Below are 20977 nucleotides of genomic sequence, written 5' to 3'. Positions count from 1 at the left end.
AGCAACGCACACGGTTCTTCTGGCTCAGTCCCCATGGAGTGCATTCAGCTGTGCGGCCATGAGTTGCTGGAGCCCTGGTTCGGCAAGGTCCAGAAGGCTGTTGAGCTGCCGGCGACTGAATGGTGCACCCTCGGCAGTGCCTTGCAGCTCCAGCAGATCGCCGGCGTTGTTCATCACCACATTGAGATCCACATCGGCCCGGCTGTCTTCGCTGTAGTCCAGATCAAGCAGAGGATGCCCCTCGATCAGGCCCACAGAGACCGCTGCCACTTGGTTGATGACCGGATTGGTGCTGATGCGGCCTTGTGCAAGCAGCCGTTCGCAGGCCTTCTGCAGGGCGAGCCATGCGCCGGTGATGGCCGCTGTCCGGGTTCCCGCATCCGCCTGAATCACATCGCAGTCGATCAGCAGTGTGTTCTCACCCAAAGCCCCCATGTCGATTGCGGCGCGAAGGCTGCGGCCGATCAGGCGTTGGATCTCCTGGGTTCGTCCTGACAGTTTCATCAGTTCCCTGCGCTGACGATCAGGAGTGGATCCCGGCAGCAGTCGGTATTCAGCGCTGAGCCACCCCAGGCCCTGATCACGTCGCCAGCGAGGGACACCGTCTTCCTGGCAGACGCTGCAGAGCACGGTGGTACGTCCGGTGCGAACGATGACGGAGCTCAGAGCGAAACCCATGGGATCCCAGTCGACAGAGAAGGCCCTGAGGTCGGCGGGTTGGCGGCCATCTTGGCGACCAACGTTGCGCTGGGGTTCGCTCATGGGGAAAGGTTCGGGATCTTGAGCCTGCCAGTTGGCCTAGAGACACCAGGGATGGTGTCAAAGGGATTGTGATTTGCATTTTCGCCGCTAGATTCGAGTTCCGCTGGGTCGATTCGATTCCAGTTACGACGGAAGCGACCGAGATGACAGCCAGCCTGAGCCCAAGCCATCGCTCCCGCGAGCAGAGCGGTGCCGATCAACGGGCTCTGAACCGTGCCGGCCTGCATCCCCTGCCCTCGCTTCAGCCTCATCAGCCACTGCATCTGGTGGCTCCTGAGGGGCAGTTGCAGGTGCATACCGCCCCGTATCGAGGCAGTTTCGGCACAGTGCTCAGTCAGGCACTGCGATCCGCTGGGCTTGGCAGCCGTGTCGCAGTGATGCAGTTCCTCAAGGGTGGAGTCGCACAGGGGCCTGATGCGGCGATCACGCTCTGCGATCGCATGGTCTGGATGAGGCCTGCAGTGATGGGATGTCTTTCAGATCCGGCCAGCTCAACTGAACCCACGACTGTGGATGCTGTGCAGGCGGTCTGGCAGATCTGTCGCCGCCACCTCGCCAGTGGTGATCTCGATCAATTGGTGCTGGATGAACTCGGTTTGGCTATTGCACTGGGCTATCTGAACGAATCTGAGGTGCGTGACAGCCTGGATGCACGCCCTGGTTCTATGGATGTGATCATCACAGGACCGTCGATCCCGGAATCTCTCATGGGCCTGGCCGATCAAGTGACGGAACTGCGTAGGGGTTTCTGATGCTCAAGAACGACCGTTGGATCACGGAACAAGCTGCCGCAGGCATGCTCGAACCGTTTCAGAGAGGCTTGATTCGCCATCTGGACCCTGAACAGAAGCTTGCACCTGTTCTCAGCTTTGGATGTTCCTCCTACGGCTACGACCTGCGTTTATCGCCTCGGGAATTTCTGATTTTCAAGCATGTTCCTGGAACAGTGATGAACCCCAAACGGTTCAATCCTGGAAATCTTGAACCCACAGAGCTTCACCATGATGACGATGGTGACTACTTCATTCTTCCAGCCCATTCTTATGGCTTGGGTGTGGCTCTGGAAAAGATGAAGGTCCCGCCGAACATCACCGTGATCTGCCTGGGCAAAAGCACTTATGCGCGTCTGGGAATCATCGTGAACACCACACCGGCTGAAGCCAGCTGGGAGGGGCATCTCACGCTTGAATTCAGCAACAGTTCAGGAGCTGACTGCCGCATCTATGCCAATGAAGGCATCTGCCAACTGCTGTTTTTCGAAGGCGATCCCTGTGACACCACCTACAGCGATCGCCAGGGCAAATACCAGCATCAACCTGAAAAGGTGACACTGGCCAAGGTTTAAGGCCGACAAGACATGGATCTCGCCTCTCGGTCAGGGCGCCAATCGCGCCTTGTGCAGGCGGTTTTTCTCGTACCAGTCAGCGAACTCAGGTGCCCAGCTCTGGAGATGGGGCCACATCAAGTCACAGAGCTCTCTGATTTCCTGTTGCGCGTCAAGTTTGGAACGCAGATCAAGGAAGTGAAGGAAGGCTCGCAGACTGAAACTGACAACAAAATGCTGTCTGTAGTCAAACGGCAGGATGCCTCGGGCATGCTCTTCGGAAAAGCCTTCGCGTAACAGATCGCGATAGCGCTCCGCTGCCTGTTGGCAAAGTTTCAGATCGATCAGTCTCTGTTCCTGGACGTAGGTGTATTTCTTGCCCAGCCGGTCTCGATACTCACCCACCGGCCGCAGATAGAACACCTCCTCAAGATCCAGTTCCCCATCAGCCGCACGGCAGATGCGCTCGCCTGTGTAACGCATCGATTGAACATCGAAGCTCACTCCCACCCGGTGCGTTCGCGCCTGCTGCATCACCGAGTGAGGAAACCAGCCCACGTTCAGCACGATCTGGGCATGTTCCAGTGGGCCGTAATGGCCTTTCATGCCACCCAGCAGTCGTTTGATGCAGATTTCCCCAGCTCGCGTTTCGTTCGGCCACTGGTCGCGTTCCATCACCACGAATCCCTCGCTGTAGTCCTGGTGCATGCCGGCATACACGCTCTGCTGGGGATTGGGCGTGGCGGCGATCAGTTCGACCCGGAAGCGGGAATCCATGAGGTTTTGAGGTTTCGGGTACGGGTGTCGGTCGATCATCGCCTCCCCGGTCAGCATTGACCGGGGTTATGAGTGACTTCGTGGACCGGTGGAATCCGCCGAGGCGGCCTCCGGAAGAGGACTGGTGCTGCCCACCCCGGCCAGTGCTGGAAGTGGGCTGCCCTCAATCAAGGCATTGGCGATCGAATCCAGCTCGGTTTCACTGCGGCCTCCGAGCGAGCGACCTCGCATTGTGCCGTCCGGAGAGAACAGGTTCAGCTGAGGAATTCCGGTGACGTCGTAGCGATCGGTCAGGTCAAGCCAGCGCGGATTGTCGATGTTGACGAGAACCACATCCAGATCGGCATTGTGGCGTTGCTCAACCTCAAGCATCGCTGGAGCCATCTCCCGGCAGACCTCGCACCAGTCGGCATAGAACTCAAGGATCGTGGGCCGACCGTTGCTGAGAGCCACTTCCGGAGAGAGTGAACGTCTGGCGAGCTGATCAAGCGGCGATTCGATCGAACCGCCGTTGCGTACCAAGAAAAGGCCGACAGCCAAGACCAGGGCTGAAACCAGCAGCAGAACTTTCTGAAGTGTGGTGAGACTGGAGTTTGGAGCGCTGTCGCTCATCCCGGACTGACATCAATGAAACCACTCTGACAGGACAAACCGCTTGCTGTTGCTAGCGTCTGACCGCAGATGATCGCGTCGTTGATCGACGCTTGTCCGCCGCGAATCTGCCCCAAGCCGATGCCCGTCTTGCGTTTCCTCTTGCTGCCGCTTCGGGCCCCGCTGCTGATCGTTCTGTTCGTGGTGTCGCTGTTCCTCGGCCATCACTGGGCGATCCAGGAGGCCTGGCTGGCTGAGGCCCATTCGATTTCGGTGAGCACGTTCTGGGCTCTCGAGATGATCCAGGCCGTGGTGGTGGTGGTGATTTGCACGATGCCCGATCTGCTGCTTCGTCAGCTTTCCATGCTGATGGCATCGAGTCGCGTCCTCAGCTTGGTGGTCACTCTCACGCTGTTGATCACCGTTGGCCTCTACGTTCTCAGCCTGAGCCTGTTGTCCGATGTGCTGATTCTGGGGTCCGCCACCCTGCTGGCGCGCCTTGACCTGAGCCGTATCAAGGTGGTTCCCCCTCCGCAGCTGATGGCGTTCTGGCTTGCGGTGATCGTGATCGCCGGCATCTGGATCGGGCAAGATCTGCCCAACCCCCCGGCTTCATTCGGTGCAGCGATCAGTGCCGCGATCGTTGCCTGAGCTGTTGTTCAGATAGGCCCAGAGATTGCCGAGCACTTTCTTGGTGTAGAGACGGGTTTCAGGGTATGGGATGCGTTCGACCCACAGCTCAGGGTCTTTGTCCAGTTCAGCGCTCACCCATGATTCTGCTGCCCCCGGTCCTGCGTTGTAGCTGGCCACTGTCAGCCATGGGTTGCCCTGCCAAAGGTCCAGCAGATCGGCCAGATAGCGGGCTCCGAGAATCGCATTGCGCTCTGGTTCGCGTAGATCGTCGCTGCTGAGCTCTTCTCCTGCCAGTTCCGCGGCAGTGGCTGGCATCAGCTGCAGGAGCCCCACGGCGCCAACGGGTGAAGCCACGCCGGGGGAGAATCGTGATTCCTGGCGGGCGATGGCCAGCAGCAGTTCCAATCGCACCTTCTCCTGCTTTGAAGCTGCCAGGAACAGGGGTAGCAACGGTCGGGGATGAAGGCTGTTGTGCAGCAGCTGACGTGTGTTGCAGTCCGGGGACACCAGTCGCAGGCTGGCCCGCCACAGCCGGCTCAGACCGGTCCAGTGGTCATTCACCCCCAGTCGAAGTCGCCCTTCCAGCAGGAGCTGTTGCGGCGATGGATCGGCGTTGCCTGCATCGCTGCGCCAGGTCTCCCAGGCCTCCTGATTCATGCCAAGGCGCCAGAGCTGATCAATCAACGGGCTGCCGCTGTTGAGAGGGCTCCAGGTCTGGTCAGAGTTCAGGCGGACAGTCTCTGTGGCACTGATCACCTTGTCGCCTGAGAGAGCCGGCAGGTTTCCGGAACCAAGCCTGGCCTGAGCTCGCCAGGTGTAGTAACCGGGCGGCTGCTGACGCGTCAGGGTCTGCCAGATCTGTCTGGCAGCGTTGTTGTCTCCGAGTTTGTCCATGCTCATCCCCAGCCAGAACTGCTGGCGAGCACGCAGGGGGTCAGGCAGCTGTTCAGCTGGGATCGCAGCCAACCATGACCGTGCCAGTTCCCATTGACCGGTCAGGAGTGCGTCACGAGCCAGGTCCCACTGCAGTTGCCAGCTGGCTGGATGGCCTGGCCAACGTTTGAGCACGACCAGCCCTCCCTCGCCCCCTGCCAGACGGACCCGTGCGGCGGCCACATCAGCTGACCGTTTCTGGAGGGATTCAGGCAAGGCGTCGATCAAGGCCTGTTTCGGACGCAAGGGCTCGCTCAGCAACGCTGCTGACTCCAGTGCTTCCTGGCTGTCCGGATGATCCTTGGCCAGCTGCAACAACATCGCTTCGCCGCGCTGTTGCTGTTCCTTGTCGGCTCGCAACAGTGTGCGCCCGATCGTCAGCGCCTGCGACGGTGCCAGAGGCGTTCCCTGCAGACAAAGTTCAGCGGATCGGCCATCACCAAGTTCAGCCAGGGCCGCGGCGAGTTGCAGACGCTGCTGCTGCTCAAGTCCCTGGCCTGTGATGTCGCCACAGGCCTGGCGAAGCAGTCGCCTCGCTCCTGGCCAGCTGGCTCCCCAGCGCGCCAGATGAAGGGCATTGGCCTGGACCAAAGCCTGGTCGGCGTCGTCCGGCAGTTCGGCGGCGGCCGCCAGAGCAGCGGGATGGGCGGGTTGAAGTCTGAGCAGCTCCGCCTTCAGTTGTGGCTGGCGATCAGCAAGGTGATAGCGGGCATCGGCACTGGCCAGCGAAGTGGGAAAACGTCGGAGCAGATCGCGCCAGTGCTGACGCTCCTCTTGGTTGCGGCCCAGCGACTTTGCTGCCAGAGCTTGTTGTTTGAGGGCGACGGCGGCCAATGGGGCTGGCCCCCAGCCTTGTCCGGTCAGCAGGTGCCTGCGCCTTTGCGGAGAATCACTGCTGCGGCTGCCCAGCATCAAGGCCGCTTCTCGTCGCTGCTCAGGGTTCGCGGACCAGCGGTAGTGCCTCCAGAGTTGTGCATCGCTCCACTCCGGCGTGATCGGACTGTGCTGACTGCGCAACATGGCGCGACCCCCCAGGATCGCCAGAACAGTCAGAAGCGTGGTGCAGCCGAGAAGCAGCGGTCCGCGGGTCTCTCGAGCGTTCAAGCCATGGCTGGAAACTGCTGGCATTCTGTGCCCAGCAGGATCGAACTGGATGGTTGCTCAGCGTCGGCAACCCCGGCCTGGCCAGCGCCAACGCTTGCGCCTGGTTGTGGCCTTAGGGCTGGCTTTTGTGGTGTGGGGCCTGCGCTGGCTTTGGCCGTTGCAGTGGCTGCCTGGCTGGGTCGTGCTGCTGGTGGGTTTGTGGGCTCTGCTGGAGCTGGCAGCACTGCTGCTTGTGCCTCAGCGATGGAACTGATTGGCATCGTGCGGCTGAGGCCCTGTCACTGGTTCAGAGATCGGTTGTCTCAAGGCTCTTAAGGTTCAGTCCACAAATGAGACCTCATGGCCTCTTCCGCTGCCCATCCGCTTGGTTCACTCCAGTCCCCCGAGGTCAGTTTCGGGACGGATGGTTTGCGGGGGCGCGTCGGATCGGCGATCACTCCTGCTTTGGCATTGCAGGTGGGTTTCTGGTGTGGACGCGTTTTGCCACCGGATGGTCCTGTCCTGATCGGGATGGATTCCCGCTGCAGCGGTTCGATGGTGGTGTCAGCTCTCACTGCAGGCCTCACGGCGGCAGGTCGCGAGGTCTGGACGCTTGGCCTTTGCCCCACTCCGGCGGTTCCAGGCCTCATCCGTCGCTTGCAGGCAGCGGGTGGACTGATGGTTTCCGCAAGTCACAACCCGCCTGAAGACAACGGCATCAAGGTGTTCGGGCCTGACGGCAGCAAGCTGGGTTCTGCGTTGCAACGCCGCATCGAATCAGGTCTGCGTGGAGAAACTGATGCTGCTGGGTCGATGAGCGCCTGTGGTGCGGCAAGCCACCGTGCTGAATTGCTGGAGCACTATCGAGACAGTCTGCTGAGCAGCGTTCAGCATCAGCGTCTGGATGGCGTGCCGATCGTGCTCGATCTGTGCTGGGGTTCAGCAACCGCCTGCGGTGCAGAGGTCTTCCGCTCACTTGGGGCCGACCTCACCGTGCTGCACGGAGTCGCCGACGGCGAACGCATCAACGTGGGTTGTGGATCCACCCATCTCGGCCCTCTGCGTGAGGCCGTGATCGATCGTGGCGCGGCCATGGGCTTCGCCTTCGATGGTGATGCCGACCGGATGCTTGCGGTCGATGGTCGTGGCCGCGTGGTTGATGGTGACCACGTGCTCTATCTCTGGGGGTCTGTGCTTCAGGACAGCGGTGCTCTGCCTGATCAGCGCCTTGTCGCCACGGTCATGTCCAACCTTGGATTTGAGCGTGCCTGGCAGGCAAGAGGTGGTCAGCTGGAGCGGACTCCTGTAGGAGACCAGCATGTGCACGCGGCCATGGTGAGCAGTGGTGCAGCTCTCGGAGGTGAACAGTCCGGACACATCCTTTCCTCCGCCCATGGACTCGCCGGTGATGGGGTTCTCACGGCGCTTCAGCTCGCCACTCTCTGCCATGGCCAGCAGATGACTCTGGAGGACTGGCTTGACCGCAGCTTCCAGGCCTACCCCCAGAAGCTGGTCAATGTACGGGTGACAGACCTGGCGCGGCGCAAGGGTTGGGCCGAGTGCGCCCCTCTGCGAGAGCTGGTCGACGAAGCAGAACGTTCCATGGCCGACGACGGCAGGGTGCTGGTGCGCGCAAGCGGCACCGAACCTCTGTTGCGGGTGATGGTGGAGGCGGCAGAAGCGGATGTGGTGGAACTCTGGACCGGTCGCTTGGCTGAGGCTGCCGACCGCCATCTCAATGTGGCTTAAGGGCGGAACGTTCCAGCGCGCAGGCCAGCGCACCATCACAGGCATCCCCCGATGCTGACTGCCAGTTGCTCTCCGGCAGCAGCTCGAAGATTGCTTGGTTGACGAGTAGACGGAACTCCGCCAGATGCTCCAGTGCTCCCCCGCGGGCGCCCAGTGATGGCCTCTTCAGATCGAGTGCCTGAGCAGTGACCGCGACTGCCTGAGCGAGAGCAGAGGCCGACTGCTGCAGGATTGTCCGAGCGGCTGCATCTCCTTGTGCGGCTGCCTCGTCGACCAGCGGTGCCAGCTTCGCCTGGTCGGCGACCTTATGGAGAGGGCTCACCACGAGAGATTTGAGGTCGGCGCAGCTGTGACAGCTGAGCGCATTCCAGAGCCGTTGGCGCAGGGGCCCATCAGCAGCACGGCCGTCGGCCATCTTCACGCTTAGTTGAAGTGCATGGTGGCCAATGTCGAAGGCAGATCCCGCGCCATCCAGACGCCAGCCCCAGCCCCCGCAGCGATGCTCGCGGCCATTGGCATCCCGACCAACCACAATCATTCCGGTGCCGCTGATCAGAACGATGCCCGCCTGATCGGGGAATGCGCCCCGCAAGGCGGTGCGTTCGTCGCCGGTGGCCAGACAGCGAGCTTCGGGCAGCTGCAGCTCTGAAGCAAGAAGCGCTCCGCCCCTCGCCTGCAGAGGCGTCCCAACCTCGACGCCGCTTGCTCCGATAGCCGCAGCAGTGATTGGTTCTGCCTCGTCGGGATGCAGTCCCAATCGCTGTGTCCAGTTGAGTCGGGCACTGTTGAGGCTGGAGCGGATGGCAGAGCGAAAGCGCTGTTCGCCGTCATCGGCATCCAGATGACTGACTCCAGGCCCTGAGCCGTCAGCGACTCTCTTCAGCTTGCCGTTTTCCCAGACACTGAGCCGGCAGCGGCACTTGGTTTGACCGGCATCAAATCCAGCCAGGATGGGCAGGGGCTTGTTCAAGAGTTTCGGCCCATCTGGCTCAGGGTGGCGAGACAGAACCAGCCGCTGATCTGCACTTCCGGGCGGAAGAAGATCGTGTCGGCTGCACCCTGCATCAGCAATCCGGCAATGGCCGCCAGGCAGCCCAGGCAGGGAAGAGCAAGTTCTGAGTCTGCGGTCAGTGCACGCAAGCCATTGCGGATGCTGGCAACCCCGAGCCCAAGGCAGGCGAGCAGGCCAGGAATGCCTGTTTCAACAAGGATTTCAAGCGGTACTGAATAGGCGCTGAGGGCGTTGAACTTCGGTTGTTGGTAGAGGGGATAAACGCTGTTGAACGCTGCATTCCCTGGGCCGATGCCCAGCCAGGGACGGTCCTGAATCATGTCGATGGCTGCCAGCCAGACGTTGATGCGGAAATTGTTGGAACTGTCGCCTCGACCTGCCAGCAGGCTGGCGACTCTGGTGCGGATTGGTTCCAGCTGAGTGGCAGCAATGGCGAGCACCAGCCCTGTCACCACAAGCAGCGCCAGGGGCAGCAGCCTCCGCCAGAACGCTGGCCAGTGGCGGATATAGCGAAGCAGCAGCAGTAGCAGCAGTGCACCGACCGAGGCCACCATGCCCAGCCAGCCTCCGCGGCTGTAGCTGAACAGCGTTGAAGCACAGCCAAGAATCAGTGCGGTTGCGGCGTAGAGCCTGGATCCCCAGCCACGCCATCGGATCATCGCCACGATGGCAATGGGCAGGATGGGAACGAGATACCCCGCCAGCAGGTTGGGGTTGCCCAGTGGCCCGTAAATGCGGATGGTGCCCTCCGCCACCGAGTTGGGATCGGCCCAACGAGCGAGCTCTTCTGTTGGAGCGTAAAGCTGACGTAATGCCAGCAAGCTGCTTAGCAGAGATCCGCCCAGCAAGGCCGCGACCAAACGGTCCCACCATTCAGGCCTGACACTCAGCAACTGGCGCATCAGTGCATACACCCCGAGATAGCTGACGAGTTTCAGGAGTCCTTTGGCGGCGGCGTTCGGTACGGGTGAAACACCGCTGGCCAGCACTGCCACGGCCAGGAACAGCAGCAGCCAGCCACTGATCGCGCCAATGCGAGCGGGAGTGCGCGTGAGTGACCAGAGCAGCCAAAGGGCTCCGCAGGCCAGCACGATCAGGCCCAGGCCTGTTCGCGTGAGCACCGGCAGTCCAGCCATCAGCAGGATCAGGACAATCCCCGCCAGGTCGCCAAGTCGCTTCTGCTGTGCCGCGGAACCGGGCAGGAGCCCTTGCCAGCGCAGCAACCATGGGGTTGGCGCCGAAGCCTCAGCCATCAGTGATTGAGAGGAACATCAGCCGGATTATCGACCCGTTGCCAGGCGATCTCCAGTTCTTCCCGCTCCGGTAAGGGCTGTTTGTTGCGGCGGTACAGCACCCTGTAGGCGGGCAGGCCCTGCTCATCCACGTAGCGCTCGCGTTCCGTCGGCACCGGCAGGGGATTGTCAGCTCGCCAGGGACGGCTGTCTTCGCTGGGACGCTCGAAGCAACCGCTCAGTTCCACAAGGGTCACCATCGGCTCCACCACCTCCAGGACATCGCTTTGCAGAAACAGTTCGCGACTGGGGCTGAGCGCCGCCGCGATTGCCAGCAGAAGCGAGGGCTGCATCACCCGGCGTTTGCGGTGGCGACGCTTGAACCAGGGATCCGGAAACTGGATGCTCACCAGCTGCAGCTGATCCGTGGAGAGCTCCGCAAGCCAGCCCTCCAGGCTGATGTTGGCGTTGCAGAAGAGGTAATGAAGATTGTGGCGCTTGAGTCTGTCGCGGTCACGCTGGGCTGCCAGCACAAGCGGACGCCTGATTTCCACACCGAGATGATTCCAGTCGGGTTTCAGTGCTGACAGCTCCAGAAGACAGATGCCTCGGGCGCAGCCGATATCCAGATGGATGGGGCGATGTGCTGAGTCGAAAAGTTGATCGGGACCGGGCAGCTCCAGAGGCAGCTGAAAGAAGCGGCTGAGGGGATTGACGTGCTGCCGCATCAGGACCGCTTCGCAGCCTCAGTTTCGGGAGGATCGCAGCGCAAAAGACCCCAGCAGGCGGTGTAGCCATGCAGATGGGTGGCACCCCCGAGCGGTCCGATCTCGCCGTTGCAGAAGCTGCCGGTAATCGGAAGTTGCGGAAAGACCTCGCGAGCGATGGTTACATCGCCATCGGGGCTTCCGAACAGGCCATTGCCCCGGCCCAGACAGGCGAACAGGACTCCCATCAGCGGTGCTGCGTCGCTGCTTTGATCACGCCGGGTCTGCAACAGCTGGCGGGCTTCCACTCTTGAGGCCTGCGCTTCCCGCAGCTGGAACTGCACGTTTTGTCCAGCACGGACGCGATCGGCAACCGCTACAGCGCCGTTGCGGGGATCAACGCCGATCAGATTGCGCACCAGGAAGGCTCTTTCGGGGCGGTCGGCAGATACGCCACCCTGATTCAGCCCAGCCAGCATGGCATCGGCAATCAATTCCTCTCGCTCCACACCAAGAAACAGTGAGTGCTGTACCAGTTCTCTGTCCTCGGCGCTGAGATCAGCGAGCACACGCTGCAGGCAGGCCACAGGACTGGCGCGGCGGTCACCGTCACTCAGTTCGAGCAGAACGTTGCGTTGAGCCTGTTCGATGGCGAAGACCGGTCCGATCGGTCGACATCCCTGGGCGACCACTGGATCCAGGCTCCAGGTTCCGCCAATGCTGAGCCCCACTGCTCCCCCGACGACCTGATTTCCGTAGAGCAGGGAGCCATGATCAGCGTTGTGAGGAACGGCGATGCCTCCGACCTTGGCGATGCCGGGGTAGGCGTAATCCAGTCCGCTCACAAGATCGTTGATGGCATCGCATCCCGGATCCAGCAGCAGCAACATCGAACGGCTCTGAGCAGGGTTCACCCCCACCCAGTCCTGCCAGTTCTTGGCGGCTCCATCAAGATCTGGAAGCTGGCTGCTGTCGAGACTGAAGCTGCTCAGTTCAGCCCCTGGAAGGTTGAGGAGACTGATGCTGAGTGCTGGAGTGCGTTCCAGCTCATGGGCTTCCCCTGAGGTGGTGGTGCCAACCACACCACCTCCCAGACAACCCAGCCAGTGTTTGGCGTTGAGGCGTTGTTGCAGCAGGGGGAGCAGGCGGGTCAAGTCGCTCGCGAAGTGACTCGAGATAAAGACCAACGCCAGATCGGCCTCATTCGAGCCCAGAGCACTGGTCACTTCCCGAGCAGCGTCCTCAAGAGAAGGCTTGCCGGAGAGGGCATGTCGGCATCGGGCCTGCAGCCCGCGGCTCCGGAACCAGTCGAGAGGATTGAACGGAACCATGGTTTGGACCTTACCAATCCTTTCGTCCTGCTGGATGACCGTGATAATGGCCCTCTGATGTCCCTGGCCGGTGTCCGACTTCACAACACGCTCCCTGGTGTGGCTGACCTATCGCCTGGGGGCAACGATTGCTCTCGGTATTCCGCTGGTGCTTCTGATCTGGTCGGGGCTGCGACGTGACCCTGCCCTTGTGAGGCTGCTCGGGATTTACTGGAAAGTGGCGAGCCTGCTGGCCATCAGCGTGCTGTTGCTCACTGATCAACGGCCGATCGGCTATCTCACGGCATTCCTCGCTCCTCTTCTGATGGCTGCATCTCTGTGGTTCTGGGTTGACCTCAATGAGGAGCTGGCCGACAGCCCTCCGGGTCGTGCGCTGCCGTTCACGGTGCGGGTCTGGCGATGGTCCCTCACGGTCTTCGCTGTGTTTGCAGCCGTGATGTCCGGTTCGGCACTGGGCTGCACCCGTCAGCTGGCGGGTGCAGCCTGTCGGGTGTGGCTGGAAGCGCCCCAGGGGCTGCATCGGGTCGCAGAGCGGGTGTTTGACTTCGTTTTCGGCGGTGAGTGGACGATGGCCGTTGCCGCGTTCATCGGATACGTGGCGCTGGTGGCTTACGTCGTGGGTCTGCTGCAGTGGGCTCTGGTGCGCCTTCCCAAGCAGGGAAGGGTTGCAGGGGATTTCTGACCATGGACTCCATCGCTCTGGTTCAGGGGCTGGAAGAGCGCACGCGTCTGAGCCCTGATCGGGTGGTGAGGTTGCACGGATTTGTGCTGGATGAGCCGTTTGAACTGTTGATCTTTCGTGGCTTCAGCAGCAGCACGACCCATCCAACAGCCTTCGATCCAGACGCCTCGGTGATCCCCGAGGGAACCCGCCTGGACTGGGCGGAACTGCTTCAGGGCCCTCTGGATCCCGCCGGCGAAACACGTCTTGTCGGCCCTCTGAAACCGGACGACCTGCTGGCTCAGGCCAGCTGGTGATCACGTCGATTCAGAACACTGCAACAGCGCCCGCAGAGTGCCGGATGCTGGCTGTTCTGTCCGACATCGCCTTCGTAGTGCCAGCAGCGTTCGCATTTGATCCCACGAGCTCTGCTCACCTCAATGATCGCGGTGTCATCGGTCTGGTTGGCCAGGAGTTCGGCCCAGGGCTCTCCTCCTAATTGCAGTTGTGAGACCAGCAGCCAGTCGCGCAGGCCATCAGCCTCCGCGTCGCCGCTCTCGTTCAACCAGTTGAGGGCTGATTCCAGCTCGGGCTTTCGGGTTTCGATCCTGACGGCTGCCTCCAGCGATGCCCCTAGTTCCTGTCGGCTACGGCAGTCTTCAAGAACTCTGTTCACCGCAGCTCGCAGCTCGCGCAATCGCTGAATGGGTTCACTGAGGCTGGGATCGCGCCACTCGGGCGGAACGGTCGGCCAGCCGCGGTTGAAAATCGATGTCTCCTCCACCTGGTAGGGCAGGTTCTGCCAGATGTCCTCGGCCATGTGACAAAGCACAGGAGCAATCAGACCGGCCAGGCGTTCGATGATCAGAGACATCACGGTCTGGCAGCTTCGCCGTCGCCGGTCGGAGGGCGCACTCACATAGAGCCTGTCTTTGGCGATGTCGAGATAGAAGTTCGACAGATCGGTGACGCAGAAGTTCTGCAGCAACTGAAAGAAGCGGAAGAACTCATAGCTCTCGAAGGCTTCCGTGATTTCATCCATCACCTCCGCAGTGCGCTGCAGCATCCAGCGGTCCAGCAGTGGCAGCTCTGCCACGGCAACGGTGTCACTGGCTGGGTTGAAGTCGTGGAGGTTGCCAAGCAGGTAGCGGCTGGTGTTGCGAACCTTCCGATAGACATCAGCGAGCTGACGCAGGATGCCGGCACCAATCGGCACATCAGCGGAGTAGTCAACCGAGCTCACCCACAAGCGCAGCACATCAGCGCCGTAGGCAGGCTCCTGCTTCTGATTCTTGCCGCCCTCGATGATCACCATCGGGTCGACAACGTTGCCCAGCGATTTGCTCATCTTGCGACCCTTCTCATCCAGGGCGAAACCGTGAGTGAGCACCCGTTGGTAAGGGGCATGGCCATTGACTGCCACCGATGTGAGCAGTGAGCTCTGGAACCAGCCGCGATGTTGGTCTGAGCCCTCCAGGTAGAGGTCGGCGGGGTAGCTGAGGGTCTCTTTCTGGCTGGAGACGGCAGCCCAGCTGGAGCCGGAGTCGAACCACACGTCCATGGTGTCGGTGCCCTTGCGCCACTGGTCAGCCTGATCGGCATAGGTGGGTGGCAGCAGATCGGCTTCGTCCTTTTCCCACCACACGTCTGCACCGTGTTCGCCGATCAGAGCTTCGATGTGAGCCAGTGTTTCGGCGTTGAGCAGCACTTCGCCTCCACGGCGGTTGTAGAAGACTGGGATCGGCACACCCCAGGTGCGCTGACGTGAGATGCACCAGTCGCCGCGTTCCTTCACCATCGCTTCGATGCGGTTGCGCCCTGAAGCGGGAGTCCACTCGACTTGATCAATGGCACTGAGGGCCTGCTGGCGGAAGCCGTCGACGGAGGCGAACCATTGTTCAGTGGCACGGAAGATCGTGGGCTTTTTCGTGCGCCAGTCATAGGGGTAGCGGTGCCCGTAAGCCTCCTGCTTGAGCAGTGCACTGGCCGTCTCAAGCGCATCGATGATTGCCGGGTTGGCGTCCTTCAGGACGTTGAGGCCGGCGAAGGGTCCCGCCTCCTCGGTGAGGTTTCCTGCCTCGTCGACAGGGCAGAGCACCGGCAATCCGTTTTTCTGGCCCGTGTGAAAGTCGTCGACACCATGTCCGGGAGCGGTGTGCACCAGGCCGGTGCCTGATTCCGTGGTGATGTATTCGCCGCCAATCACAATGGGACTGGTGCGGTCCAGCAAAGGATGGCGATAGGTCAGTCCAGCGAGCAGCGCTCCTTTGACCGTTGCTTTGCGGACGAGTGGTAGCTCGAGCGTTTTGGCGAGGGAGTCGATCAGGTCGACGGCAACCAAAAGCAGTCGCCCGTTGCCATCGTCGGCCAGGGCGTAGTCCAGCCGTTCGTTCACCGAGACCGCAAGGTTGGCCGGCAGAGTCCAAGGGGTTGTGGTCCAGATCGCCACCTGAAGAGCCTGGCCGAGGGCATCGGCATCGCCTGGCAAGGCGATCCCCTCTGCTTTCAGGGCGTCGCGCAGGGCCGAGGGCAGTTCAACCGCTGGGAAGGCCACGTAAACGCTGGGGCTGGTGTGGCCATCGGGATACTCAAGCTCGGCCTCAGCCAGAGCTGTCCGTGAACTGGGGCTCCAGTGCACCGGCTTGAGGCCCCGGTAGATGTGCCCTTTGAGGACCATGTCCCCAAAGACTCTGATCTGTGCGGCTTCGTAGTCCTTCTGAAGAGTGAGGTAGGGCTGTTGCCAGTCGGCCCAGATGCCCCAGCGTTGAAACCCTTTCATCTGACTTTCAACCTGCTTGCGGGCGTAGGCGGCAGCCTTTTTGCGCAGCTTGAGCGGGGTGAGTGCTTGGCGCTGGTCGGAATCCATCGACTGCAGCACCTTCAGCTCGATCGGCAGGCCATGGCAGTCCCATCCAGGGATGTACCGAACCTTGCGTCCTCGCAGGATCTGATATTTGTTGATCACATCCTTGAGAACCTTGTTCAAGGCATGGCCCATATGCAGGGGGCCGTTGGCGTAGGGCGGTCCGTCGTGCAGCGTGAAGACCGCCCCAGGGTTGTGGAGGCCGAGCTTCAGGTCGATGCCTTGTTCTGCCCAGAACGCCTGCAGCTCCGGTTCCCGCTTCACCGCATTGGCACGCATGCCGAAGCTGGTCTGCAGCAGGTTGAGCGTGTCCTTGTAGGAGGGACGTCCTTCGGCATTCGCGTCGCGCGTCTCCTTGCTCACGGTAGGGCAGCTGCAGACGAAATTATCCGTCCTCGCTGACCGACTTGGGTGTGCTTACATTCTTGGGCTTCTCCATGGCTGCTGAAAGAGTTTGCTCCGGGGTGTCTTGCTGGTTGGAGTCCTCTGGACGAACCCAGCGTTTGCCGCTGCGGTTGCTGCCCTCTTCACGATTGGCAGCGGGTGGTTCGGGTTTCAGGCTGCCGAAAGCTGAACCGATATTGCTTAGCAGGGTGGTGAACGAAGTTCCGAGTTGTTGCACGCTTGTTGCCCAACGTTCTTTTGAGCGGAGGCGCTTCTGCTCCTCCTGGCTGAGATGTTGCCAGCGTGATTGGGCCACTTCTGCTCCCAGCCGACTGATGAGCAATGCGCTGCAGATGACGGCGAGCATCGGTGCGCCGCGCAGACGGTCACTGCTGGTGACCAGAACCAAGCCGAGTAACAGCACAACGCCCCCCCAAACCCCATCCCTGGGCCGGCTCAGCTCAGTGGCGAGCAATGGCAGCAGCAGTACCGCCAGGCCCAGCAACAGGCAGAGGTCTCCGGCGATTGTGGCCAGCATCAAGGCGTCCGCGTGTCTGAGTGCATTCTGGTTCTCTGCCTAGAGTTGCAACCTGCCCATCTGGCGGAATTGGTAGACGCGCTGGTTTTAGGTACCAGTGGCTTCGGTCGTGGGGGTTCAAGTCCCCCGGTGGGCATCCGTTTCCCTAATTTGGTTCAACTCTCTGCGGTCAGCCAATCTCCACTCGCTGATGACACAGGCTCTCACAAAACCTGCAACGCAAGGCACCGAGAAGCGCCTGCGCTCTGTTCCGAGGGAATTCCTGGCACCACCTGCAGCTTTGAACCTCACTCTGGGGTTGTTCATCGGTGGTTATGTGCTGGCCGCACTGACCATCTGGGGCTGGTTTTCAGCTGGATGGCCCCTGCCAGTGCTCTTGAGCACAGGTTTTCTGGCTTTGCACCTGGAAGGCACCGTCATCCATGACGCCTGCCACAAATCTGCCCATCCGGTTCCCTGGATCAATCAGGCCATGGGTCATGGATCAGCACTCTTGCTCGGGTTCAGTTTTCCTGTGTTCACGAGGGTTCATCTGGAGCATCACGCCCATGTGAACGATCCAAGTAATGATCCGGATCACATCGTGAGCACCTTTGGACCTCTTTGGCTGATCGCTCCGAGATTCTTCTATCACGAGTGGTTTTTCTTTCAGCGCAGGTTGTGGAAGCGCTGGGAATTGATGCAGTGGGGGCTTGAGCGCAGTGTGTTTCTGGTGATTGTTCTCGCTGCTGCCAAGTTTCAATTCCTCCCTTTCATCTTCAATTGCTGGTTTGCTCCAGCTCTGATGGTGGGCGTGACTTTGGGGCTCTTTTTTGATTACCTTCCCCACCGACCTTTTACGTCCCGTAATCGCTGGAAAAACTCCAGGATCTATCCAGGCAGGTTGATGAACTGGTTGATCATGGGTCAGAACTACCACCTTATTCATCATCTCTGGCCATCAATTCCCTGGTTTGATTACAAGCCTGCTTATGAAGCCACAAAGCCTTTGCTGGATTCCAAAGGGTCACCACAACGTCTGGGAATTTTTGAAACTCGCCGTGATGGGTATAACTTCCTCTATGACATTCTTGTCGGTGTTCGCAGCCATAAACGCCGCAGGGGAAAAATGCGTCGCGTGGCTAGGTTCATGCCGTTGCGTCGATTGAGGCGTTCATGGCTTGGATTTGTCAATCAAATTGCGATCAAAACCGAGCAAAAGCGTCATTCCTCTCGCTGAATCATTCAGCCAGTATTTTGGGTACTCGGAAAAAATCTCCTTCTCTGAGAGGCGCCTGTTCCAGGAGTTCCTCGCGCACCTTGGTGGGTTCCACTTTGTCTTCTCTGGTGGCATTCACCACCTCCACTGCACGGGTTGTAGGAGGAACACCTTCCGTGTTCACGCCCTGGAGCTGATCCACATAATCGAGAATGCGCTCGAGCTGACCTGTGTAGGTCGTAATTTTCTCCTCGGGCAGATCGAGGCGGGCCAGATGGGCCACCTTGCGTACGTCGTCGGCAGTGATCTTGCTCATGCAGCGGCGAGAAAAGTTTCAAGATCCTCGCGCAACGCCATCGCGGCTGTGTTCAAAAGCTCATGGCCATGTTCGGGCCTTGCCAGAAAGGGGTCTGAACCCATGCGTCCGTCCGGGTAGCGGCGCCGGAAGTCCGCTGGTCCATGAATCGATCCGCAGGGCGCCGGTTCCGGAAGCGATCTCTGCTTGTTGATCAGGCTGTCATGGAGATGCAGGGTGACGGCAATCTCGCTGGGGGTGGCGTGCTGGCCCTCACGATTGCCATAGAGCTCATGGGCGCGCCTCATCACAGGACCCGCCATGAACCAGTTCGCCAGCCTGCAGCGCAAACGTGGGGCAACCTCCAGGCCGCGGCTTGCGGCGGTGCCATAGGCCTGGGCAAAGGCAGCTTTGGTCGTGGCGATGTTGCCGCCGTGACCATTTACCACCAGGATTCGCTCGAAGCCGTGGGTGGCCAGTGACATCACGAGGTCGTGCATCACGGCCATCAAGGTCGCGGGCTGCAGGCTCATGGTGCCCGCAAATCCAAGATGGTGTTCGGCCATGCCGAAAGCCTGCACGGGTGTGACCAATACACCGCTCAGCTGTCCCAGCTCGAGTGCCACTGCTTCGGCGGTCAGGGCATCGGTGCCGATAGCGCCTGTCGGGCCGTGTTGCTCCGTGGATCCAAGGGGCACGATGATTCCCTTGCAACTCTGCAGGTACTGATCAACGTCGGGCCAGCTCTGTAGAGCCAGGCGAATGGCGTCTTTGCTGGCGGCCGGGCCGGGGAGGATGGAAGGCATGCCGAGCGTGGCGTGGGCTTGATGATCGATCTTGCTAGGTGTCCTTAGTGAGCTGTGCCGTTGCCGTCGTACTGATCAGTGTTGTAGTACCCGCCCTGAGTTCCGAAGAACAGGGTGGCGGCCACAAACAGACCGCTGCTGAACAACAGCACGGTGCCCAGGTTGAAGCCGGAGAGTGCAGCATCCATGGCTTTAGATCCGTTTCTCCAAGCCTGACAGGGGATCGATGCTTGTCATCACTTGCATGCAGGGATCGTCATCGCCGCCGATCTCACTGCCGCTGCTGGGGATCTCCAGCCAGTGTCTCAGCCAACCGGTGATCCAGATGAAAGGAAGCGTGTCCGCCAGTGCAGCGAAGGATTTGAACAGATAGCCGCTGGCGATGAACGAGATCAGTTGCGGAGCCACGGGTTCACCGGGCCGCACAGGCAACACGCCAGAGGCGTAATGGCTGATCAGCACGACAGCGCTCGTGTCCACCAGCTGGCTCACCAGCGTGGAGCCGTTGTTGCGCAGCCAGAGAGCCTTGCCATTGCTCACCCTTTTCCAGAAATGGAACATCCGCACATCCACGAACTGGGCCGTGAGGTAGGCGGCCATGGAGGCGATCACTGAGCCAAAGGCCAGGCGTTGGATTTCGAAGAAGGTGGCATCGGGTGCTCCGTCCACGCCTGGTAACACTCCGCCCAGCCAGAGGATCAGCACGACCCAGCCGTTGAGCAGCAGTCCAACCCAAACAACCTGAGCTGCTCTCTTTTCCCCCCAGAGCTCGCTGATCAGGTCTGTACAGAGAAAAGTGATCGGGTAGGGCAGGGCGCCAACGGCCACCACGACTGGCCATGAGCCGATGTGACCCAGCTCGAGAAAACGGGTCAGGCCCAGGATGTTGAGCATGCCCAGCGTTCCCAGGAAGAGGCCTGCAAGGATTAGAAAGCAGAACTCTCGCCGTTGCTGCAGCTCGGGATTCATCATTGACGCTTCTCGATGGTTTCAGGCTGGCGGTTATTCATCTCTCTCACTGTTTTTTTTAGATGTTGAAAAGCCCGCTTTCTCATAAAACGGCTTCTGCCGGCTTCAAAAGCTCTTTGTAATTGTTCCAGCCGCCAACAGACCTATTGCTGATGGGTCGACGAGCCTGAATGACGCTCGCGGTATTGATACTCCTACCGCTTTGCTCTGGATGTAGATAATGATCATTCCATTGCAGGCCAATCCAATTAATTAACTCTCTAGCTTGGTTCTCCGGGCTGTTTGTGAAGTTGTCGTAGTCAAAAGTGAAAATTTGATTGCCGGCATTTTCCTTTAACGGGGAGAGTGATTTTTGTTGATGTATTATGGAATTGGCCGCATCTGCCGGCTCTGCGGTGTAATTATTCCCGGCGCTCAGGTTGCTTCTAAGCACGGAAAGTACATTGTAGAGGGGTTTTCTGCGACAGTAGATGATTTTTGCGGCGGGCATTGAACGATTGATTGCTTCCGCAAATCTGAAATTGTAGAGATTTTTGTCGACGCTATGAGTGAAATTTTTCAGTGGTTCATTTGCTGCTTTTGTGTAAGCATTGGCTAGTTTAGATCGTTCGGTTGGCAAGTTGTTCTCCGCTTGTTCATTAGCAAGGTCTTGGGCAAATGCTTAGGACTCTCCAAGATCTTTGATGTTGGGATTTGTTGCTAAGACTGACTCGAGTGGCGTCGAGTCACATCGGATAGCCACCAAGCCTATTCCTACGGATTCTCACGCTCTCCCAAGGACTTTCTTATGCCACCCTGCAGAGGTGCTGGGACCTGATCTGCTGGGCTGTCGGCTCGTTAAACGCTCATGAGCTCTTGGGCGTGAATTTGAAGACAGGGGCGTATTCCTAGATTAACCCTGTTGCCATAACAATCGATCAGGAGTCGCAGTTTTTAGTGCAAGAAAGCCTTTCAGTGCAGGAACGTTGAGGATCGTAAGCGTCCCTAGGAACAGCTCTGCCAGCACCAGATGAGTGATGTCACCATTGGCCTGAAAAGCGTTCGCCTTCTAGGCGTCGAGCATTGGTGGGAGTTGCAGCAAAGCTGATTGCTGCTGAAAGAGTTGGCTGTTAGATGCTTCCGTGTTGAA

22 protein-coding genes, 1 tRNA gene and 1 pseudogene are annotated in these 20977 nt (G+C 60.0%); 9 read left to right on the top strand and 15 right to left on the bottom strand.

Going from position 1 to position 20977, the window contains the following annotated elements; all coding sequences use genetic code 11:
• Positions 1–24 precede the first annotated feature (24 nt).
• Positions 25–762, bottom strand: a complete 738-nt coding sequence (gene rph / locus SIB58_RS12855) for a ribonuclease PH (RefSeq protein ID WP_066904722.1) — start codon at positions 760–762, stop codon at positions 25–27.
• A 143-nt stretch (positions 763–905) separates the two neighbouring features.
• Between rph and SIB58_RS12850 the strand changes: the two genes are divergently transcribed.
• Complete coding sequence (locus tag SIB58_RS12850) at positions 906–1514, top strand: cob(I)yrinic acid a,c-diamide adenosyltransferase (protein ID WP_066904719.1); 609 nt, start codon at positions 906–908, stop codon at positions 1512–1514.
• Positions 1514–2107 (top strand): dCTP deaminase, encoded by a 594-nt coding sequence (gene dcd / locus SIB58_RS12845; protein ID WP_066904716.1) that lies wholly within the window; start codon positions 1514–1516, stop codon positions 2105–2107. The genes SIB58_RS12850 and dcd overlap by 1 nt, the downstream gene beginning before the upstream one ends.
• 30 nt (positions 2108–2137) lie before the next feature.
• On the opposite strand, the gene thyX is transcribed toward dcd, so the two are convergent.
• The gene (thyX, locus tag SIB58_RS12840; protein ID WP_066904714.1) at positions 2138–2863 is read right to left on the bottom strand and encodes an FAD-dependent thymidylate synthase; all 726 of its coding nucleotides are present in this window, start codon (positions 2861–2863) and stop codon (positions 2138–2140) included.
• Between the two features lie 66 nt (positions 2864–2929).
• Entirely contained in the window at positions 2930–3475 is a 546-nt protein-coding gene (locus SIB58_RS12835) for a thioredoxin domain-containing protein (protein ID WP_066904712.1), read from the bottom strand.
• Positions 3476–3595: 120 nt separating this feature from the next.
• On the opposite strand from SIB58_RS12835, the gene SIB58_RS12830 reads away from it, so the two are divergent.
• Positions 3596–4105, top strand: coding sequence for a hypothetical protein (locus tag SIB58_RS12830; protein ID WP_066904710.1), 510 nt, complete (start codon positions 3596–3598; stop codon positions 4103–4105).
• On the opposite strand, the gene SIB58_RS12825 is transcribed toward SIB58_RS12830, so the two are convergent.
• Complete coding sequence (locus tag SIB58_RS12825) at positions 4067–6148, bottom strand: lytic transglycosylase domain-containing protein (protein WP_067326379.1); 2082 nt, start codon at positions 6146–6148, stop codon at positions 4067–4069. The two genes, SIB58_RS12830 and SIB58_RS12825, sit on opposite strands and share 39 nt — an antisense overlap.
• Before the next feature lie 25 nt (positions 6149–6173).
• On the opposite strand from SIB58_RS12825, the gene SIB58_RS12820 reads away from it, so the two are divergent.
• A complete protein-coding gene (locus tag SIB58_RS12820) occupies positions 6174–6377 on the top strand; it encodes a hypothetical protein (RefSeq protein WP_066904706.1) in 204 nt (67 codons plus the stop codon).
• Between the two features lie 86 nt (positions 6378–6463).
• The gene (glmM, locus tag SIB58_RS12815; protein WP_067326378.1) at positions 6464–7852 is read left to right on the top strand and encodes a phosphoglucosamine mutase; all 1389 of its coding nucleotides are present in this window, start codon (positions 6464–6466) and stop codon (positions 7850–7852) included.
• On the opposite strand, the gene SIB58_RS12810 is transcribed toward glmM, so the two are convergent.
• The 4 genes from SIB58_RS12810 to SIB58_RS12795 are packed head-to-tail and all read right to left on the bottom strand — an operon-like array spanning position 7839 to position 12134.
• Complete coding sequence (locus SIB58_RS12810; RefSeq protein WP_231884167.1) at positions 7839–8822, bottom strand: BadF/BadG/BcrA/BcrD ATPase family protein; 984 nt, start codon at positions 8820–8822, stop codon at positions 7839–7841. The genes glmM and SIB58_RS12810 overlap by 14 nt on opposite strands.
• Positions 8819–10117: an IctB family putative bicarbonate transporter gene (locus SIB58_RS12805; RefSeq protein WP_066904701.1), complete on the bottom strand. Its 1299-nt coding sequence runs from the start codon at positions 10115–10117 to the stop codon at positions 8819–8821. Before SIB58_RS12805 ends, SIB58_RS12810 begins: the two co-directional genes overlap by 4 nt.
• Positions 10117–10824: a tRNA (guanosine(46)-N7)-methyltransferase TrmB gene (gene trmB / locus SIB58_RS12800; protein WP_066904699.1), complete on the bottom strand. Its 708-nt coding sequence runs from the start codon at positions 10822–10824 to the stop codon at positions 10117–10119. Before trmB ends, SIB58_RS12805 begins: the two co-directional genes overlap by 1 nt.
• Complete coding sequence (locus SIB58_RS12795; protein WP_066904697.1) at positions 10824–12134, bottom strand: FIST N-terminal domain-containing protein; 1311 nt, start codon at positions 12132–12134, stop codon at positions 10824–10826. Before SIB58_RS12795 ends, trmB begins: the two co-directional genes overlap by 1 nt.
• Before the next feature lie 70 nt (positions 12135–12204).
• Here SIB58_RS12795 and SIB58_RS12790 point away from each other — a divergent pair, with 70 nt between their 5' ends.
• Together SIB58_RS12790 and SIB58_RS12785 are read left to right on the top strand one after the other, a co-directional pair.
• Complete coding sequence (locus tag SIB58_RS12790; RefSeq protein ID WP_066904695.1) at positions 12205–12816, top strand: DUF3177 family protein; 612 nt, start codon at positions 12205–12207, stop codon at positions 12814–12816.
• Between the two features lie 2 nt (positions 12817–12818).
• Positions 12819–13112 (top strand): hypothetical protein, encoded by a 294-nt coding sequence (locus tag SIB58_RS12785; RefSeq protein WP_066904693.1) that lies wholly within the window; start codon positions 12819–12821, stop codon positions 13110–13112.
• Here SIB58_RS12785 and ileS read toward each other — a convergent pair.
• Together ileS and SIB58_RS12775 are read right to left on the bottom strand one after the other, a co-directional pair.
• Positions 13097–16021, bottom strand: a complete 2925-nt coding sequence (gene ileS / locus SIB58_RS12780; RefSeq protein ID WP_066904691.1) for an isoleucine--tRNA ligase — start codon at positions 16019–16021, stop codon at positions 13097–13099. The two genes, SIB58_RS12785 and ileS, sit on opposite strands and share 16 nt — an antisense overlap.
• Before the next feature lie 22 nt (positions 16022–16043).
• Positions 16044–16580 (bottom strand): Ycf66 family protein, encoded by a 537-nt coding sequence (locus SIB58_RS12775; protein WP_066904689.1) that lies wholly within the window; start codon positions 16578–16580, stop codon positions 16044–16046.
• A gap of 54 nt (positions 16581–16634) precedes the next feature.
• Between SIB58_RS12775 and SIB58_RS12770 the strand changes: the two genes are divergently transcribed.
• Together SIB58_RS12770 and crtR are read left to right on the top strand one after the other, a co-directional pair.
• Positions 16635–16716: transfer RNA gene (locus SIB58_RS12770), tRNA-Leu, on the top strand.
• Positions 16717–16770: 54 nt separating this feature from the next.
• Positions 16771–17799 carry a beta-carotene hydroxylase gene (gene crtR, locus SIB58_RS12765; RefSeq protein ID WP_066904687.1) on the top strand — a complete coding sequence of 343 codons (1029 nt, stop codon included), beginning with the start codon at positions 16771–16773 and terminating at the stop codon, positions 17797–17799.
• 1 nt (position 17800) lies between these two features.
• Here the strand turns inward: crtR and gatC are convergent, their stop codons facing one another.
• The 5 genes and pseudogenes from gatC to SIB58_RS12740 all read right to left on the bottom strand — a co-directional run.
• The gene (gene gatC / locus SIB58_RS12760; RefSeq protein ID WP_066904685.1) at positions 17801–18094 is read right to left on the bottom strand and encodes an Asp-tRNA(Asn)/Glu-tRNA(Gln) amidotransferase subunit GatC; all 294 of its coding nucleotides are present in this window, start codon (positions 18092–18094) and stop codon (positions 17801–17803) included.
• Positions 18091–18879: a creatininase family protein gene (locus SIB58_RS12755; RefSeq protein ID WP_066904683.1), complete on the bottom strand. Its 789-nt coding sequence runs from the start codon at positions 18877–18879 to the stop codon at positions 18091–18093. The genes gatC and SIB58_RS12755 overlap by 4 nt, the downstream gene beginning before the upstream one ends.
• A 44-nt stretch (positions 18880–18923) precedes the next feature.
• On the bottom strand, positions 18924–19067 hold the full coding sequence (locus SIB58_RS12750; protein WP_197461137.1) for a hypothetical protein: 144 nt from the start codon (positions 19065–19067) through the stop codon (positions 18924–18926).
• A 4-nt stretch (positions 19068–19071) separates the two neighbouring features.
• Complete coding sequence (locus SIB58_RS12745) at positions 19072–19848, bottom strand: queuosine precursor transporter (protein ID WP_074159259.1); 777 nt, start codon at positions 19846–19848, stop codon at positions 19072–19074.
• A gap of 82 nt (positions 19849–19930) precedes the next feature.
• Positions 19931–20482: pseudogene (locus tag SIB58_RS12740) on the bottom strand (sulfotransferase family protein); the annotation flags it as partial.
• Positions 20483–20977 lie beyond the last annotated feature (495 nt).

The sequence above is a fragment of the Synechococcus sp. MIT S9504 genome, assembly GCF_047497135.1.
Taxonomy (GTDB): Bacteria; Cyanobacteriota; Cyanobacteriia; order PCC-6307; family Cyanobiaceae; genus Synechococcus_C.
This window is presented reverse-complemented; position numbering and strand designations above follow the sequence as displayed.

What these genes read in the sequence shown, in the direction of transcription:
- crtR (WP_066904687.1), top strand. Translation starts at nt 16,771, where the DNA reads ATGACACAGGCTCTCACAAAACCTGCAACGCAAGGCACCGAGAAGCGC.
- SIB58_RS12850 (WP_066904719.1), top strand. Translation starts at nt 906, where the DNA reads ATGACAGCCAGCCTGAGCCCAAGCCATCGCTCCCGCGAGCAGAGCGGT.
- trmB (WP_066904699.1), bottom strand. Translation starts at nt 10,824, where the DNA reads ATGCGGCAGCACGTCAATCCCCTCAGCCGCTTCTTTCAGCTGCCTCTG.
- dcd (WP_066904716.1), top strand. Translation starts at nt 1,514, where the DNA reads ATGCTCAAGAACGACCGTTGGATCACGGAACAAGCTGCCGCAGGCATG.
- SIB58_RS12775 (WP_066904689.1), bottom strand. Translation starts at nt 16,580, where the DNA reads ATGCTGGCCACAATCGCCGGAGACCTCTGCCTGTTGCTGGGCCTGGCG.
- SIB58_RS12830 (WP_066904710.1), top strand. Translation starts at nt 3,596, where the DNA reads ATGCCCGTCTTGCGTTTCCTCTTGCTGCCGCTTCGGGCCCCGCTGCTG.
- SIB58_RS12785 (WP_066904693.1), top strand. Translation starts at nt 12,819, where the DNA reads ATGGACTCCATCGCTCTGGTTCAGGGGCTGGAAGAGCGCACGCGTCTG.
- SIB58_RS12835 (WP_066904712.1), bottom strand. Translation starts at nt 3,475, where the DNA reads ATGAGCGACAGCGCTCCAAACTCCAGTCTCACCACACTTCAGAAAGTT.
- SIB58_RS12805 (WP_066904701.1), bottom strand. Translation starts at nt 10,117, where the DNA reads ATGGCTGAGGCTTCGGCGCCAACCCCATGGTTGCTGCGCTGGCAAGGG.
- SIB58_RS12795 (WP_066904697.1), bottom strand. Translation starts at nt 12,134, where the DNA reads ATGGTTCCGTTCAATCCTCTCGACTGGTTCCGGAGCCGCGGGCTGCAG.
- SIB58_RS12750 (WP_197461137.1), bottom strand. Translation starts at nt 19,067, where the DNA reads ATGGATGCTGCACTCTCCGGCTTCAACCTGGGCACCGTGCTGTTGTTC.
- SIB58_RS12755 (WP_066904683.1), bottom strand. Translation starts at nt 18,879, where the DNA reads ATGCCTTCCATCCTCCCCGGCCCGGCCGCCAGCAAAGACGCCATTCGC.
- SIB58_RS12745 (WP_074159259.1), bottom strand. Translation starts at nt 19,848, where the DNA reads ATGAATCCCGAGCTGCAGCAACGGCGAGAGTTCTGCTTTCTAATCCTT.
- thyX (WP_066904714.1), bottom strand. Translation starts at nt 2,863, where the DNA reads ATGGATTCCCGCTTCCGGGTCGAACTGATCGCCGCCACGCCCAATCCC.
- SIB58_RS12825 (WP_067326379.1), bottom strand. Translation starts at nt 6,148, where the DNA reads ATGCCAGCAGTTTCCAGCCATGGCTTGAACGCTCGAGAGACCCGCGGA.
- glmM (WP_067326378.1), top strand. Translation starts at nt 6,464, where the DNA reads ATGGCCTCTTCCGCTGCCCATCCGCTTGGTTCACTCCAGTCCCCCGAG.
- rph (WP_066904722.1), bottom strand. Translation starts at nt 762, where the DNA reads ATGAGCGAACCCCAGCGCAACGTTGGTCGCCAAGATGGCCGCCAACCC.
- SIB58_RS12820 (WP_066904706.1), top strand. Translation starts at nt 6,174, where the DNA reads ATGGTTGCTCAGCGTCGGCAACCCCGGCCTGGCCAGCGCCAACGCTTG.
- gatC (WP_066904685.1), bottom strand. Translation starts at nt 18,094, where the DNA reads ATGAGCAAGATCACTGCCGACGACGTACGCAAGGTGGCCCATCTGGCC.